This is a genomic window from Aneurinibacillus soli (assembly GCF_002355375.1).
GTDB lineage: Bacteria > Bacillota > Bacilli > Aneurinibacillales > Aneurinibacillaceae > Aneurinibacillus > Aneurinibacillus soli.
In genome coordinates this window covers 3596033-3610331 of sequence record NZ_AP017312.1, presented here as the reverse complement: position 1 = coordinate 3610331, position 14299 = coordinate 3596033, and the positions used below count along the sequence as shown (strand labels likewise).

17 protein-coding genes and 1 other annotated feature are annotated in these 14299 nt (G+C 46.2%); of the genes, 10 read left to right on the top strand and 7 right to left on the bottom strand.

Going from position 1 to position 14299, the window contains the following annotated elements; translation table 11 throughout:
* Positions 1-283: 283 nt before the first annotated feature.
* Together CB4_RS21740 and CB4_RS18250 are read right to left on the bottom strand one after the other, a co-directional pair.
* Positions 284-496 carry a hypothetical protein gene (locus tag CB4_RS21740; protein WP_146226654.1) on the bottom strand — a complete coding sequence of 71 codons (213 nt, stop codon included), beginning with the start codon at positions 494-496 and terminating at the stop codon, positions 284-286.
* 87 nt (positions 497-583) lie between these two features.
* The gene (locus CB4_RS18250) at positions 584-2554 is read right to left on the bottom strand and encodes a methyl-accepting chemotaxis protein (protein WP_096467165.1); all 1971 of its coding nucleotides are present in this window, start codon (positions 2552-2554) and stop codon (positions 584-586) included.
* A 337-nt stretch (positions 2555-2891) separates the two neighbouring features.
* Between CB4_RS18250 and CB4_RS18245 the strand changes: the two genes are divergently transcribed.
* The 4 genes from CB4_RS18245 (at position 2892) to rplT (ending at position 6527) form a co-directional block, all read left to right on the top strand.
* Positions 2892-5144 (top strand): bifunctional diguanylate cyclase/phosphodiesterase, encoded by a 2253-nt coding sequence (locus CB4_RS18245; RefSeq protein WP_231956276.1) that lies wholly within the window; start codon positions 2892-2894, stop codon positions 5142-5144.
* A gap of 72 nt (positions 5145-5216) precedes the next feature.
* Positions 5217-5354 (top strand) — a sequence feature (ribosomal protein L20 leader region).
* Positions 5320-5898 carry a translation initiation factor IF-3 gene (gene infC / locus CB4_RS18240; protein WP_096467163.1) on the top strand — a complete coding sequence of 193 codons (579 nt, stop codon included), beginning with the start codon at positions 5320-5322 and terminating at the stop codon, positions 5896-5898. It overlaps the preceding feature by 35 nt.
* Before the next feature lie 23 nt (positions 5899-5921).
* The gene (gene rpmI / locus CB4_RS18235) at positions 5922-6119 is read left to right on the top strand and encodes a 50S ribosomal protein L35 (protein WP_096467162.1); all 198 of its coding nucleotides are present in this window, start codon (positions 5922-5924) and stop codon (positions 6117-6119) included.
* A 48-nt stretch (positions 6120-6167) separates the two neighbouring features.
* On the top strand, positions 6168-6527 hold the full coding sequence (gene rplT, locus CB4_RS18230; RefSeq protein ID WP_096467161.1) for a 50S ribosomal protein L20: 360 nt from the start codon (positions 6168-6170) through the stop codon (positions 6525-6527).
* Between the two features lie 60 nt (positions 6528-6587).
* Here rplT and CB4_RS18225 read toward each other — a convergent pair whose 3' ends face one another.
* Positions 6588-7181, bottom strand: a complete 594-nt coding sequence (locus tag CB4_RS18225) for a class I SAM-dependent methyltransferase (RefSeq protein WP_096467160.1) — start codon at positions 7179-7181, stop codon at positions 6588-6590.
* Positions 7182-7334: 153 nt separating this feature from the next.
* Here CB4_RS18225 and CB4_RS18220 point away from each other — a divergent pair, with 153 nt between their 5' ends.
* Positions 7335-7757, top strand: coding sequence for a CoA-binding protein (locus CB4_RS18220; RefSeq protein WP_096467159.1), 423 nt, complete (start codon positions 7335-7337; stop codon positions 7755-7757).
* 55 nt (positions 7758-7812) lie between these two features.
* Here CB4_RS18220 and CB4_RS18215 read toward each other — a convergent pair whose 3' ends face one another.
* Positions 7813-8520, bottom strand: coding sequence for a hypothetical protein (locus CB4_RS18215; RefSeq protein WP_096467158.1), 708 nt, complete (start codon positions 8518-8520; stop codon positions 7813-7815).
* A 113-nt stretch (positions 8521-8633) separates the two neighbouring features.
* Between CB4_RS18215 and CB4_RS18210 the strand changes: the two genes are divergently transcribed.
* A complete protein-coding gene (locus tag CB4_RS18210) occupies positions 8634-9386 on the top strand; it encodes a hypothetical protein (RefSeq protein ID WP_096467157.1) in 753 nt (250 codons plus the stop codon).
* 69 nt (positions 9387-9455) lie between these two features.
* Here CB4_RS18210 and asd read toward each other — a convergent pair whose 3' ends face one another.
* Complete coding sequence (gene asd, locus CB4_RS18205) at positions 9456-10310, bottom strand: archaetidylserine decarboxylase (RefSeq protein ID WP_231956066.1); 855 nt, start codon at positions 10308-10310, stop codon at positions 9456-9458.
* A gap of 41 nt (positions 10311-10351) precedes the next feature.
* A complete protein-coding gene (locus CB4_RS18200) occupies positions 10352-10951 on the bottom strand; it encodes a hypothetical protein (RefSeq protein ID WP_096467156.1) in 600 nt (199 codons plus the stop codon).
* A 212-nt stretch (positions 10952-11163) separates the two neighbouring features.
* On the opposite strand from CB4_RS18200, the gene CB4_RS18195 reads away from it, so the two are divergent.
* On the top strand, positions 11164-11346 hold the full coding sequence (locus tag CB4_RS18195; protein ID WP_096467155.1) for a hypothetical protein: 183 nt from the start codon (positions 11164-11166) through the stop codon (positions 11344-11346).
* 66 nt (positions 11347-11412) lie between these two features.
* Here the strand turns inward: CB4_RS18195 and CB4_RS18190 are convergent, their stop codons facing one another.
* The gene (locus CB4_RS18190) at positions 11413-11580 is read right to left on the bottom strand and encodes a Spo0E family sporulation regulatory protein-aspartic acid phosphatase (protein WP_157738056.1); all 168 of its coding nucleotides are present in this window, start codon (positions 11578-11580) and stop codon (positions 11413-11415) included.
* Positions 11581-11766: 186 nt separating this feature from the next.
* On the opposite strand from CB4_RS18190, the gene CB4_RS18185 reads away from it, so the two are divergent.
* The 3 genes from CB4_RS18185 (at position 11767) to rbsK (ending at position 14296) form a co-directional block, all read left to right on the top strand.
* The gene (locus CB4_RS18185; RefSeq protein ID WP_096467153.1) at positions 11767-12249 is read left to right on the top strand and encodes a hypothetical protein; all 483 of its coding nucleotides are present in this window, start codon (positions 11767-11769) and stop codon (positions 12247-12249) included.
* Positions 12250-12387: 138 nt separating this feature from the next.
* Positions 12388-13374, top strand: coding sequence for a LacI family DNA-binding transcriptional regulator (locus tag CB4_RS18180; RefSeq protein WP_096467152.1), 987 nt, complete (start codon positions 12388-12390; stop codon positions 13372-13374).
* Positions 13375-13378: 4 nt separating this feature from the next.
* Positions 13379-14296: a ribokinase gene (gene rbsK / locus CB4_RS18175; protein WP_096467151.1), complete on the top strand. Its 918-nt coding sequence runs from the start codon at positions 13379-13381 to the stop codon at positions 14294-14296.
* The last annotated feature ends 3 nt before the right edge of the window (positions 14297-14299 follow it).

Below are 14299 nucleotides of genomic sequence, written 5' to 3'. Positions count from 1 at the left end.
ACTTGACTAATCGTAAGAAAAGCCTACGATGTTGATTCACCGAAGGATTGCGGGCAAAGGCTCGTTCGTCGTTCTCCCTCCACTGAGTAGGCGCGTACAGGCGCTCTCTTACTCCTTCCTTCTCCCACTCCCCGCACAACGTTTCGGTTTACAAAAAACATGCAACGCCAGAAAGGATTTGCTCGGTAGCCACTGGCTTTTCGCAAGATCGCTTCCTTATTTTTTACCTGCATAGCAAAGCTCAGCCTCTTGATATTGCTTGATGGTTTTTATCCAAACTGTGTCAGGAGCGGGATCGGGCGGGGCAACGGAACGCCTGTATGCGATTCCCCAGCGGAAGGAGACAGGCGAACGGGCTTTTGCCCACAATGCTTCGATGCAATTTCATCGCGGACACCTTTTGTGGGCGAGTTCGCCTGGCACCTGGAGCGGACAGTCCCAGCTTCTCTGTAAGCGTACCGAAGTGACGGGGTCCCGCCCGATCCCGCTCCTCCACTATGCTTTGGCGAAAACCTCCACCCAGAAAAAAGAGGCTACCTCAGCCGCGGTGTTACAGCTTTTGAGATATCCTCCATTTTCCCTACTACACATTAAAACGTTGAATCACTTCTTCCAACCCTTCTGCCATATGAGCAAGTGCCTCAGCAGATGCAGATATTTCCTCCATCGAAGCGAGTTGTTCTTCTGTACTCGCAGAAGCTGTCTCCATGCCCGAAGCGGAACGCTCTGCAATCTCAGAGATAATCTCAATAGACCGGGCTACTGTTTCGGCTCCGGCTGACATCTCCTGAGCAGAGGAAGAGACTTCATATACTTGCTCGGCCGCATGCTCAATCGATTCGCGGATAGACTGGAATGACTGTCCTGCGACATATACCGCATCGATTCCTTTCTTCACTTCCTGAACCCCGTCTTCCATAAAATCAACGGCCGCTTTTGTCTCGTTCTGAATCGTCTGAATTAGAGACGTAATGTGATTTGCTGACTGTGAAGATTGCTCAGCTAACTGGCGGACTTCATCAGCCACAACGGCGAAGCCACGTCCTTGTTCACCTGCACGTGCTGCTTCGATAGCGGCATTTAAAGACAGAAGATTTGTCTGCGCTGCAATTCCGGTAATAATCCCGACGAAGTTCTCAATCTCATGTGAGCGCTCTTCCAGACTGCTAATTGTATCAGAAAGACGTGTTATTTTGGTATGAATCAAGTCCATCTGTTGAATCGCTAGTTGAATCGCTTCGGTCCCATTCGCCGCAACATCGGATGTTTCGGCAACAGAAGCAGAGGTTTGCTGTGCATGTTCAGCGATTTGCTGCATCGACCCTGACATACGAATGATGGTGTTTGAGGTATCTTCCACACTTTGCACTTGTTGTTCGGAGCCAGCGGCAATTTCTTGAATCGTAGTCGACACATGCTCAACCGCATGGCTTGTTTCTTTTGCGCCTTGCATCAATTCTTCAGAAGCAGCTGCAAGATGCTCTGCTTTTTCTCTGACATCATGCAGTACATGCTGCAATGATTCTCCCATCTGATTAAAGCGTTGGCCCAGTTGTCCAAGCTCGTCGTTGGATGTGATCAGAACCCGCTCTGTTAAGTCTCCGCTGCTGATCACTTCGGAAGCATGGTCAAGTAGACGGAGGGGACGGGTAATCGAGGAAATTACAACGTATACAAGCAATCCACCGAGTAGAAGTGCTGCTGTGATGACCACTACTGTCGTTGTAAAAATCGGATTCGCCTCTGCTGTTACTTCTGCCATATTAATCGTGCCGCCCAGCTTCCAGCCTGTTAGCTCATTTGTCACAAAAAACGTTCGAGTTGTTTCAGTATTGTTTCTTGTGTCATAACTGCCGGATGGTTTACTGAATAGCTGTGCGACGATTTCTTTTGGTGCATCAGCCCCGTTTTTGCTAGATGGGTGAACGAGAATTTTTTTCTGTTGGTCTATCATAAAAACGTAGCCTTGTTTGCCAATTTTAATAGAACTCGTCATTTCCGCAAGCTTGGATAAATTCAGGTCAATTCCTACTACACCGGAACCGTCTTTTGTTTTCTTAAGGAGGCTCACAACAGTTTGGCCGGTTATCTTATCGACATATGGATCGGTAATGACCGGTTTTGTGTCACTCTGGCGCCCCTGCTGGTACCAGGGACGTTTACGCACATCATAATCAGCTTCCAGTTTCTCAGAACCATCCATAATAAGAAATCCAGCTTCTGTGCCGACATATGCGGAGGCAATTTCGGGATGGAGCCGTTGGAATTGATGAATCATTTCCATAACCCGTGGGCTTTGCCGCCCGGCATACATGTTAGCATTTACGTTTTCGGCCAGCAGGGTGACATTTTGTAGCTCAGGTTCAATCAGTCGTATGACGAGCTGGTCCAAAAGATGGGTGTTTCCTTTCGCTTGATCGAGCACTTGATCTTGCACCTTCTGTCGGGCTGTTTGATACGAAAGAAGGCCAATGGCTAGGCTTGGAATGAGAAGTAGGATTAAAAATGAAATATTTAGTCTTTTTTTAATAGATAATTGCAGCCGTTTTTGCATAGTGTATTCCTTTTCCTCCTGGTATATAGGCTTATTATTGTAAGCAAACAGTGTGCCAAAGGAGAGAGAGGGAAATCTTGAGAATTACAATGCGTATTAGCATTGTATGTATATGGAAAAAACAACATGAAGATAGTAAAAAAACGAATTATAACACAAAATGTTTTTTTGCATCAAAATGCTAATTTGCATCATTTGAAGATGTTTTTTATTAGAGAAAAACCATTCGAAAAAAATAATCAAAATGTAATGGGTATATTTTCTCGTTATTTACATGAGATTTACACAGTCTTAAAATTTCGTTGGCATAATGGAGGGAAGAGGAGGGGAGTGTGTGATGCTGCCTTTTTTAAAACGTTTGCGCAAAAAAGCAAATCCATTTGTCTATACAGACCAGCGGATGCAGGTCAAAAAGTTATTGGAAGCCGAATTGGCGCAGTCACGCCATGTTGTGCTTCTGTATCTCGATATCATTAAATTATCTGAGATTGAAGCCAAATTTGGTCAACTGGTTACGAGTCGGGTTCTGCAACAGATGGACCATGCACTGCTCGCAGCTTGCCGCCAAGTTATGGAACCGCCTGTGCGGCTGATTGCGGTTCAAAAGCTATGGGGAGACGATTATGCGGTCTACATCTCGGCTAAACACGAAGTGAGCGATATATTTTTACACGGGCTATGTGTAGATTTAAAGCAGGAAGTAGAAAGGGAGCTGAATCGCCAACTTACCTATTCGCATATGAGCGAAGTTTCCGTACATATCGGATATGCGAATGTCTCGGGAGCTGAACTGTCCAAAGAGATGTATTCTTCTGTAAAATTTGCCAGCCAGATGGCAAAATATGAATTGATGTCTAATGAGTTCAAACATATGCAGCAGTTCCGTACGATCATGGAGAAGGAAGACATTCATACGGTACTACAGCCGATTGTGTCACTGAAAACAGGTGTGCCGCTTGGATGGGAATCGCTTGTACGTGGTCCAGAAGGCTCGCCTTTTTATTCGCCAGGACCGTTGTTTTCATTTGCTGAACAGACAGGGCGCAGCTTTCAGCTGGAATCGATGTGTCGGCGCAAAGCGATTGATCGTCTACAGGAGATGCATCCGTCTGCCAAGTTATTTATTAATCTTGATGCGAGAAGCATTGATGATCCATTTTTGCTACGGGGGCATGTATTCAAGTTGATGGAAGAATATCAACTGAATCCACATAATATCGTATTTGAAATTACAGAGCGGCATGCGATCAAAAATTTCGAATCGTTTCGTACGGTGATTCAGGAATACCGTAAGAAGGGCTACTTGATTGCAGTAGATGATGCGGGGGCAGGTTATTCAAGCCTTGAAGCGATTGCGGAGATTTATCCAGATTATATTAAGCTCGATATGGCGCTTATCCGCAACATTGACAGCGACCCGGTTAAACAGGCGCTTGTCGAGACATTTGTCCAGTTCGCCAATAAAGTCAAATGCCGGATTATTGGCGAGGGAATTGAGACGGAAAAAGAACTGGAAACACTTATTCAGCTCGGTGTTGACTATGGGCAGGGATACTGGCTTGGACGCCCGAAGCGAGAATTTGCGCCTACTAATGACGAAGCCATTAACAAAATTAGGGAGCTCGAACAGGAGCGTCAGCCGATTGTATTGGATGAATCAACAAATCGGGTCGGAGATATTGTCATGAGCACGATTTGTGTAAATAAGGAGGCTTCCGTACGGGAGGTTCATCACATTTTGGAACGGAATACGAGGATTGACAGCATTGTTGTGCTGGATGGACAGAAGCCGAAGGGGCTGATTATGCGCTTTCAGCTGTACCGTGTGTTAGGGGGCCAATATGGCGTACCGCTGTACTATGAGAAATCGGTTGCACAAATTATGAACAATAGTCCGCTTGTGGTAGATAGCCGACAAAATATTGAGAAGGTAGCCAAGCTGTCGATGGAACGGGAGTCGTTCCATTTGTATGATGTCATTATTGTAACAGAGAAGGAGAACTATATCGGAGTGGTATCGGTCCAGAGTTTGCTTGACAGACTGGCCAAAGCTCGGCTGGAGATTGCGGCGGTGTCCAATCCGCTGACGGGTCTTCCTGGCAATCTCCGGATCGAAAGAGAAATCGCATCCCGACTTAGTCAGGCAGAACTGTTTATGGTACTGTACTGTGACCTGGATAAATTCAAGTGGTTTAATGACCAGTACGGTTTTGAGACAGGGGATGAGATCATTCGCCGGACTGCACAGATGATGGCGACGGCGATCCGGGTGACCGGGAGCAAGGGGAGCTTTCTCGGTCATATTGGTGGAGATGATTTCATTCTGATAGGTCCACCGGCTGAGATTGAAGGAATCGTAGCATACATTTTAGAATACTTCTCTTCGCATTTTGTGGAGTTTGAACAGCGAGGGGAAGGGGGGAAACCGGTGCTATCGATCTCACTTGCTGCTGTTCGATGCGAGCCGGGAAAATACAGCACGGCGAATCAAGTAGCAGAAATGGCAGCGAAAGTTAAAAAAGCGGCAAAACAAATTTCGGGGACTTCTTTTGTAGAAGACTGCGAGCTGGCACAGTCCATGCCGCACTAAAAATATTTTTGAGGCAAACCTTGACGTGACATATATCATGCGCTATACTATGAAAAGTGCAATGAATAACGGAATCCAAAGCAGGAGCACCCGCTTCTCACCTGCGTGACGCACGATGAGCTGTCAGCAGGTATCTGATACTTCCATAGTTGTAACATTATGGAATGATTGATACATGCGGGCGCAGTGCGTCCGCATTTTTTTGCTTTGGTCCAAATTCCTTTGGAGGTGGCAGGTTATTAGCAAGGAGCATTTAGTCAACGAGGAAATCCGTGCTCGTGAGGTTCGTTTGATTGATTCGGAAGGCCAGCAGGCAGGGATTGTACCGTTACGTGAAGCGCTTCGCTTGGCGCAAGAAAAAGAACTCGATCTGGTGAACATAGCGCCTACCGCAAAGCCGCCAGTGTGCCGGATCATGGATTACGGTAAGTTCCGGTATGAACAGCAGAAGAAGGAAAAAGAATCTCGTAAAAACCAGAAAGTGGTGGAGATTAAAGAAGTTCGGCTTTCTCCAACCATTGAAGAACATGATTTCCAAACGAAGCTGCGCAATGCTGTGAAGTTTCTTGAAAATGGAAATAAAGTGAAGCTGACGATTCGTTTCCGTGGACGTGCCATTACACATGCTGAGATTGGTCAGCAGGTAATGGAGAAGCTCGCTAAAGAAGTGGAGCATCTGTGTGCGGTTGAACGTAAGCCGAAAATTGAAGGGCGTAGCATGATTATGATTCTCGCCCCGAAAACAGACAAGTAATTTCTGATTGGAGGATTTGTACGATGCCTAAAATGAAAACTCACCGTGGCGCTGCAAAGCGTTTCAAAAAAACTGGAAGCGGCAAACTGAAACGCTCCCATGCTTACACAAGCCATATCCTGGAGAAAAAATCTCCGAAGCGCAAACGTAACCTGCGTAAAGGCGCAGTTGTTTCTAGCGGCGATCAAAAACGTATTGCTTCTATGCTGACATATTTGTAATAATTTTTTCGGATAAGCTGATCGAATTGATTTAGGAGGAGAACATCAATGCCAAGAGTTAAAGGTGGAAATGTTGCGCGCAATCGCCGCAAAAAAGTATTAAAGCTTGCTAAAGGTTATTTCGGTTCTAAACACCGTCTGTTTAAATCTGCTAACGCACAGGTTATGAAATCCCTGCTGTACGCATACCGTGACCGTCGTCAGGTAAAACGTGATTTCCGCAAACTGTGGATCACTCGTATTAATGCAGCAGCTCGTATCAATGGCCTGTCTTACAGCCGTTTCATGTTCGGTCTGAAAGAAGCAGGTATCGAAGTAAACCGCAAAATGCTTGCTGACATGGCTGTGAACGATAAAGCAGCTTTTGCTCAACTTGCTACTACTGCAAAAGAAAAACTGAACGCGTAATTTCACGCTTTCCGATAAAAAACGGCTGACATTAACATGTCAGCCGTTTTTGTGCTGTTTTTATAAACCCGATAGCTTCTGTTGTACCTGATGCTGCGAAGAGGAGAGTGGTTTGCGGTAGCAGTATACGAAAGCAGGTGGAAGATTCAATGGCACAAAACGGATTGATCGCCTTTCTAATCGTTCATCAAGCTGGCGACGCATCTGAGTGGAATATTGAAAGGCGATAAAAAGTCCACCTGGAGCAAGAGCTTCTTCTACTCCCTGCATAATATGGTTACGCAAGTCTTGCGGGAAATTCATAAACGGCAGGCCCGAGATAATACAGTCAAGACCTCCTCGATTCTGAATGTCTGGGATTGCATTAATGTTCGACGCGCTTTCATAGAAGTTGAACGATGGGTAGAGATGTTCAAGTCGCTTGCGCATGCTATCATCTTTTTCAAATACATATACATGGCAGTCAGGCTGCTTATGGTCAGCGATATACTGGGTAAACACACCTGTTCCAGGGCCAAGCTCTGCAATCGTGCGAACATGGGACCAATCAATCGACTGCATCATAGCGCGGGTGAGAAAACGAGAGCTGGGGGTGATGCTTCCTATGCTTTTGGGTGAACGCAAAAACTTGTACAGGAAAAGTAATTTCTCCATGGTTTTCTCCTTTTGTGAATGCTTTTTATCTATAGCAATAAGCGAAAGATACACCAAATGCATCGATATGTCAAAAAGTAATAAAGAAAAAGGGATTATTTACTTTCATCGCGAAGAAAATAAAGAGGTACATACAAGAAGGAGGAGATTGTTATGACATTTATGAATCCGTCCGCGGATGAACGCCGAGAACTACTTGAGAATGCGAAGACGATCGCGGTAGTCGGTCTGTCTAATAAACCGGATCGGACAAGTTATATGGTTTCTGCTGCGATGCAGAACAACGGGTACAAAATTATTCCGGTGAATCCGACGATTGAAGAAGCGCTCGGTGAGAAAGCCGCTGCATCACTTACGGAGGTTGCTGTGCCGGTGGATATCGTGAATGTATTCCGCCGCAGTGAAGAAGTAGGTCCTGTTATCGAAGAGGCAATCAAGCTGAACCCAAAAGCGATCTGGTTGCAGCAGGGTGTGTATAATGAAGAAGCGGCCCAGAAAGCGCAGGAAGCAGGCATTACGGTCATTATGGACCAGTGCATTAAAGTTGATCATGCTTTGCTTGTACGCCGCAAATAAGACAAGAAGAGGCCGCCTCAGTCGCTGTGTTACAGCGTTTGAGACAGCCTCTTTTTTAGTTGTTTTGTTTGTCTTGCTGATCTTGCTTCTTCTCTTCTTTTTTCAGCTGTTTTTCTACTTTTTCGTCCTTCTTCTTATCCTGCGGTGCAGGTTCTGCTTTCGGACGCCGTGGAACTTGATCGATTACAGAGGCAAGATTGTTATTGCCGTTCTTGCGCAGTGATTGAGCGATTTCTTTTGGATCAAAACCATCCGCAACCATTTTGTCGATTTTGGACAGGTCTCCTTCTCGAATGCCGTAGCTGCGAAGCTGGCTCACAGTAGTAGCATCTAGTCCAGTTCCTGTCTGTACAGAAGTAGTAGCGTTGCTAGTTACTGCTGGGGGCGTGACAGATGGAGTGTTTGGAGTAACGCTCGTTTTGTCGACTGTCTGTTTGTCGGAAGACTCCGAAGAAGTAGAGGTTCGATTGTGCTTTGAAGATTTTGAAACAGTTTCTTCATCATCTAGCAAACCTTCCGCCTGGGCTTCCTCCCGGGTTTTGTTAAGGGGTACCTGCGTTACATTTGAGTCCGCTGCATCAGCAGAGGAAGCGACAGCTTGAGTAGCATCTGGAGCAGGCTGTACAGTTTGTGGAGCTGCTGTCGGGCTGTCAGACTTAGAGAATAGGGTGGCGACTATGCCGATTAGAATTACAACGATCCCTACTGCGGCAAGCAAATATATGCGTTTAATACGCATCGGAGATTGCATCCATTTTTTCATAGTAAAGCTTCCTTTCGTTCGAACAGTTTTCTTTATATAATATTCGCATATTGTTTATCTTTTTTGAAGGTCATTTCAGACAAAAAATAAGAAGTTTATTGAGGACAAAGGTCATGAATTGCAAAAAATATATCGATTTGTTTTCCATTGCAGAAACAAGAGAAGTAATTCAGGGGAAATCATCTATTTATTACAGCGGCGGTGTATCTTCCCGTTCCGCCCGACTTGTACAGGGGAGCGTGGAAGATAGGGCTGTTTTGTATGCTGATACAGTTGGTCGGGCGGCGGCGCTTACAGGAGCATCTTGTATTACGCATCCGGGAATCCGTCCAGAACTTCCTCGCATTCTGGAAGCGTATGGCGTTTCCGTTAGAGAAGGAGAGGAGGGCGAGGGGGAGGTAACGCTTGAGCCCAGCCAGTGGCAAGATGGGAATACAGTATCCTCTATTCAGCGCTTTCGTCTTCCACCTAACCGGGATGCGGCGTGGGTAGGGGACGTCTATATGAACTGGCTTCCAAAAGAGTTGGCTCCGTTTGTGCAGGTGCAAGCAAAAGAAGCAGGTGTTTTTCACTTTCGGGCTATGTACATTCCGCTCTCGCTGCTTATTCTACAGTATGATGCAGAAGAGAGTATGTTGGGCTGTCACGTATACCGCATTACAGGTGGCTTGCTAGCAAATCAAAAGGAAACAAACGCGCGTATGGGACGGCTTGAGTTTCGAGAGATAGTCGGGACTGGAGAGATCATCACTGCACTTCATAATTTTGTGCCCCGTCTTCCGTGGCCGCTGTATCGGCTGACGCAGGCACTCATCCACTTGTGGGTGATGGACCGATTTGGGCGCTATCTAAATACGCATACATAAAGCATAAGGCTGTCTCCATAGCTGTATTACAGCTATGGAGACAGCCTTGTTTTTTCGCTTGTAGAGAGATTAACGGAATACCCCGATGCGTTCACCGTATTGTAAATAGGCATCGGGCTGAATACGATTGTTAAACGTAATACGGTCTTTTTCAAAAAGCAGGACAACCGTGGAGCCGAATTCAAAAAGTCCGACTTCCTGCCCTTTCTCATAAGGAAGTTCTGACAACTCCATTGAGTAGGCACGTCCGTTTCGGACATTCGTTGTATGATTGCCATACGGAACTTGCACACTTCCTACAACAAACGCTCCAACTTTTACGAGGGCCATCTCACCAGCTGGCGTATCTGCATATGTAATGAGACGCTCATTTTTCGTGAATAGACCTGGTACATGATGGACACCGATACGGTTGACAGGGAACAAGCGGCCCGGCAAGTACGTGGCGTGTGTCAGTTTACCTGCAAGTGGCATATGAATCCGGTGATAATCGCGAGGGCTGAGATAAATTGTAAGAAATACACCGCCCTCATAGCGTTCAGCTTGCTCCGGCGTACAACCAAGCAGCTGCTCTACGGTATAGTTGATGCCCTTCGCTTGAATGAGCGTGCCGTCTGTAATCGTTCCAAACTGGGCAACACGACCGTCAACCGGGCTAACCAGTGCGTTAGCATCCGGGCAGATCGGACGTGCCCCTGATTTCAGCTGGCGGGTGAAGAAGGCGGTCAGATGCGGATAATCAGAGAGTGGTTTTTCAATCTCCTCGACATTGACATTAAAAAGTGAAATATAAGGTTTTATTACATATCGACTAAACGGCGAACGAGCCAGGCTGCCAACCGCACGAGAAATAGCGTTTTGCGGTAGCGCGGTCATGATATGTTTGGCTAGCGAATCTATCACGTTTGTATATGGTCCTTTCATAAGGTACAGAATCAATGCGTATCATTATATTCTATCACACATTACCAGCTTCTCATACGTTCATCTTCTTCTGTATAAAGGCCGTCTCCGTTGCTATCCCACCAGTTCTGGTTTTGTAAGGATTGGGCGTATTTCTGTTCCGATAAAGGTGCTTTTATTTTTTTTAACGCCTCGGTCTGGCGTGTGAGGCATTGCATTTCTGCTTTCATGCCGGTCCATATGTCATCGGGGACCGCTGTTTTTTTTGTGCGGGCATAGTCGTTATATAGCTTGGAATGATATGCATCATGCACAATAGTGCTGGCATACCATGTTGTTGTTGAAGACGATGTCGTAGCCCCGACTTTATATGTTGGGATTTTTTCATAGGCAGCCATGCCGCTGAAGGCATCTTGCTTAATAAGGCCGACATATTGAACGACTAAAGCATAGTCATCCGGAGATTTTTCTTTCAACAAAGCAAGCGCGGCCTTAGTATGTGCTATAAATGTCTTATCACCAGAAATGGCAACGGTAGGTACCGTTTTTTTCTGGACTAAGGTCCTGGTGCTTTTAGCAGCTTCTGCCGGGGTATGTAGGACGGTCTGAAAACCGAAAACGAGACAAAAAGCGACAAGTAATGATTGGATTCGTGGTTTCATGACATAATCCCCTCGTTTTTTATGTAATATAGACTACTTCTCCCTTTATAACAGAAAAACCTTCTTTTTTTCTGGGCAAAACGAAATGGTTCTATTTTTGTAACAAAGTTTCTAACAAAACTAAGAAGGTAAAATAAGACAAAGAATAATGGTGGAAGGTGCGGTGAAAACTAGAAGCGCTTACTTCATTCTTATACAAGGAGGATATCCATATGGGAGAACGAACAGTGCGCAATTACCCTCATCAGGACCCGGCGTATCATCGCCATGTCGAGGACACGCCATATATGGGCGATGCGAACAAGCCTGCGAAGCCGTCTCCGAGCGGTGAAGCGATGAATGCGTCCACAATGGAGAACATGGGCGATATGAAGCTTAGTGACGGTGAGCAATAATATGGACACGAAAAAGAACCTGCCACTATGGCAGGTTCTTTTTCATTTGCGTGCCGGAGATCTCGATTATGAAGAATAGGTTTCTCTCATCGATTTCAGAATAAGAGTGTCCAGTTTTCGACTTAGATGGAGTACACGTGGATTTTGGAAATCAAAATCATGTTTGGTTGCTGTTAAAACAAGAACATGTTTCAGTTCTTCGATTTTATCCGGCAAGTTGTGTTCAGTTTCCATTTTGTTTAGACCGCCTTTATCTTGGTTTTGCATTGTTCACGGTTAACAAACACTACACTATTATTGGTAATTTTATGGGATTTGACAAGTGTAATCGTTCGACAATTTGCTACAAATAGGTAAGAGGAACGGACAAACAGGAAATACTGTAATAGAAAGAAAAAGGCAGAAGAAAGGAGAATTCGGATGAAAAAATGGTGGCAAGCTTGGAAGAATCGTAGGTGTTATGGTGCAAATATTGCACTACGTGTATCCGAGTTTCACGCACCGGATCATACATATGAGCTGTCTCATACCGTAAAGAGATGGCAGCGACTGGTCAGTGTGATGCGGGATCGAAGTGAAATAGATCATGATGTGGCAGACGCATGCCGACACTTGCTGTGGCATGCTGAACTGCTTGTTCCGTATGCGCTCGTTATGCCACAGCCGCTTTGCACCCGGATTGTTCATATCGTCGGAGAAGATATCCCACGCCTTCTTACGCCGTATGCGGCACTTCCAGAAGAGGTGCGGCGCCGTCAAAGTCGGACACTGTTGCGCGGTATCCGGATACTTGTAGAAGAGTCCCGTCGGATTATTCAGAGTATCCAGCAGTATGAGACGGATGCATTTTCATCGGAAGCTCGACTGGTTCAGGCCTGGTATGGAGAATCTCATACAGAATGAGGACGAGTTTGGAGATTGACACATAACTCGTTTTCGTTTTATAGTATGTGTAATCGGTTACGCATGAGAGAAACCTTATTTATATAAGGTTTTATCTATGTCATGTGTAACCGATTTCACATGAGAGGGGAAGAAATAATGGCGACGATTAAGGACGTATCGAAGCTCGCAGGTGTATCGGTAGCGACAGTCTCCCGTGTATTAAACCGAAGCGGATATGTACATACGGATACGGAACAAAAGGTGCTACACGCAATCAAGGCGCTGAATTATACACCGAATTTCGTAGCACGTAGCCTGTCCAACAAAAAGACGAGCACGATCGGCCTGCTGGTGCCTGATATTACGAACCCGTTCTTTCCTGAACTTGCACGTGCGGTGGAAGATGTCATGCAGTTGTATGGCTATACCGTTATTTTATGCAATTCGGATGAAAGTGCTTCGAAAGAGAAACACTATATTGACGTTCTAAAGCAAAAATACATCGATGGAATGATTGTAGCCTCGAATGCCTTATCTGTAGAAGATGTTCGGGAATTTGACATGCCGGTTGTCGTGGTAGACCGATTGATTGAAGGAGATACGATTCCGACTGTCATGTCAGATAACCGAAAAGGGGCGCAGATGGCGACTGAGTTTTTACTCGGCCAGGGCTGTCGAAAAATTGCTCATATCCGGGGACCGGAGCATCTCCTGAACGCGGAAGAACGGTGTCAGGGATATCTTGATGTTGTACAGGATATAGACTGGTTTGACAGAAGTCTGATTGTTTCGGGTAAGTATGAAATGAAACGGGCGATGGAAGCGACGCTTGAACTGCTTCGAACACATCCCGATGTGGATGGAATCTTTGCTGGAAATGATATGATGGCGATTGGTGCGATGCGAGCCGTGCAGGTACTGGGGCGGACGATTCCGTATGAGATCGAGATTGTCGGATATGACGGGATCGCACTCAGTGAGATTGTATTCCCGGAACTGACAACGATTGCCCAGCCGATCTATGATATGGGGGCATTGGCGGCTCGTATGCTGATTAAGCAGATTGAAAAACAGCCGCTTGATTCACTTCATTACTGTCTCGATGTTCAGATGGTGGAACGGGGTACAACAAGGAAGGGGTAGTTTTGTGAAACAACCACGTATTACAGTCATTGGAAGCATCAATATGGACCTGGTGACGGAAACACCGCGCGTTCCGGCTATTGGAGAAACCGTGCTCGGAACGGGCTTCTCCACGCTTCCTGGTGGGAAGGGAGCCAATCAAGCGGTAGCATGTGCCCGGCTTGGTGCACATGTCACCATGGTCGGCTGTGTCGGAAACGACGGATTCGGAGCAGAACTCGTTCAACGTTTGCAGGAAGAAAACGTAAATGTCGACTATGTGGAACCGATTACACACACAGCGACTGGCATCGCTTCTATCGTGGTAGAGAATGGAGACAATTCAATTATTGTAGTGCCGGGTGCCAATCATGCAGTAACACCTGAAAAAGTCCGACAGGCAGAAGCTGCGATTAAGCAGGCAGATGTCGTGCTGCTGCAGCTCGAAATCCCGCTTGCTGCTGTAGCGGAAGCCATTCAGATCGCCGGTAAATATGGCGTACCCGTTGTGTTGAATCCGGCTCCAGCCACAGCACTTCCCGCTGAACTGCTAGCAGGGGTAGCGGTTGTAACGCCTAATGAATATGAATTGGCGATGATGCTCGGTCGTACCCCAGAGCAGGCAGATGATTTCCGCGAGATGATGCAGGTATATTCAGGTAGCATCATGATGACAAAAGGCGGAGATGGTGCATACTACAAGCAAAAAGGTAGCAATGTCGTTCACCAGCCGGGCTTTCAAGTTAATGTGGTCGATACAACGGGCGCTGGTGATACGTGCAACGCAGCGTTGGCTGTCATGATGGGTCGTGGAGCTGATATGGATGAGGCAATCAGGTATGCAGTTGCGGCGAGTGCCCTGTCAGTGACCAAATTCGGTGCACAGGGCGGCATGCCGACGCAGGAGGAAGTCGAGCAATTTTTAGGGCAGATGAAGGAGTAGCAA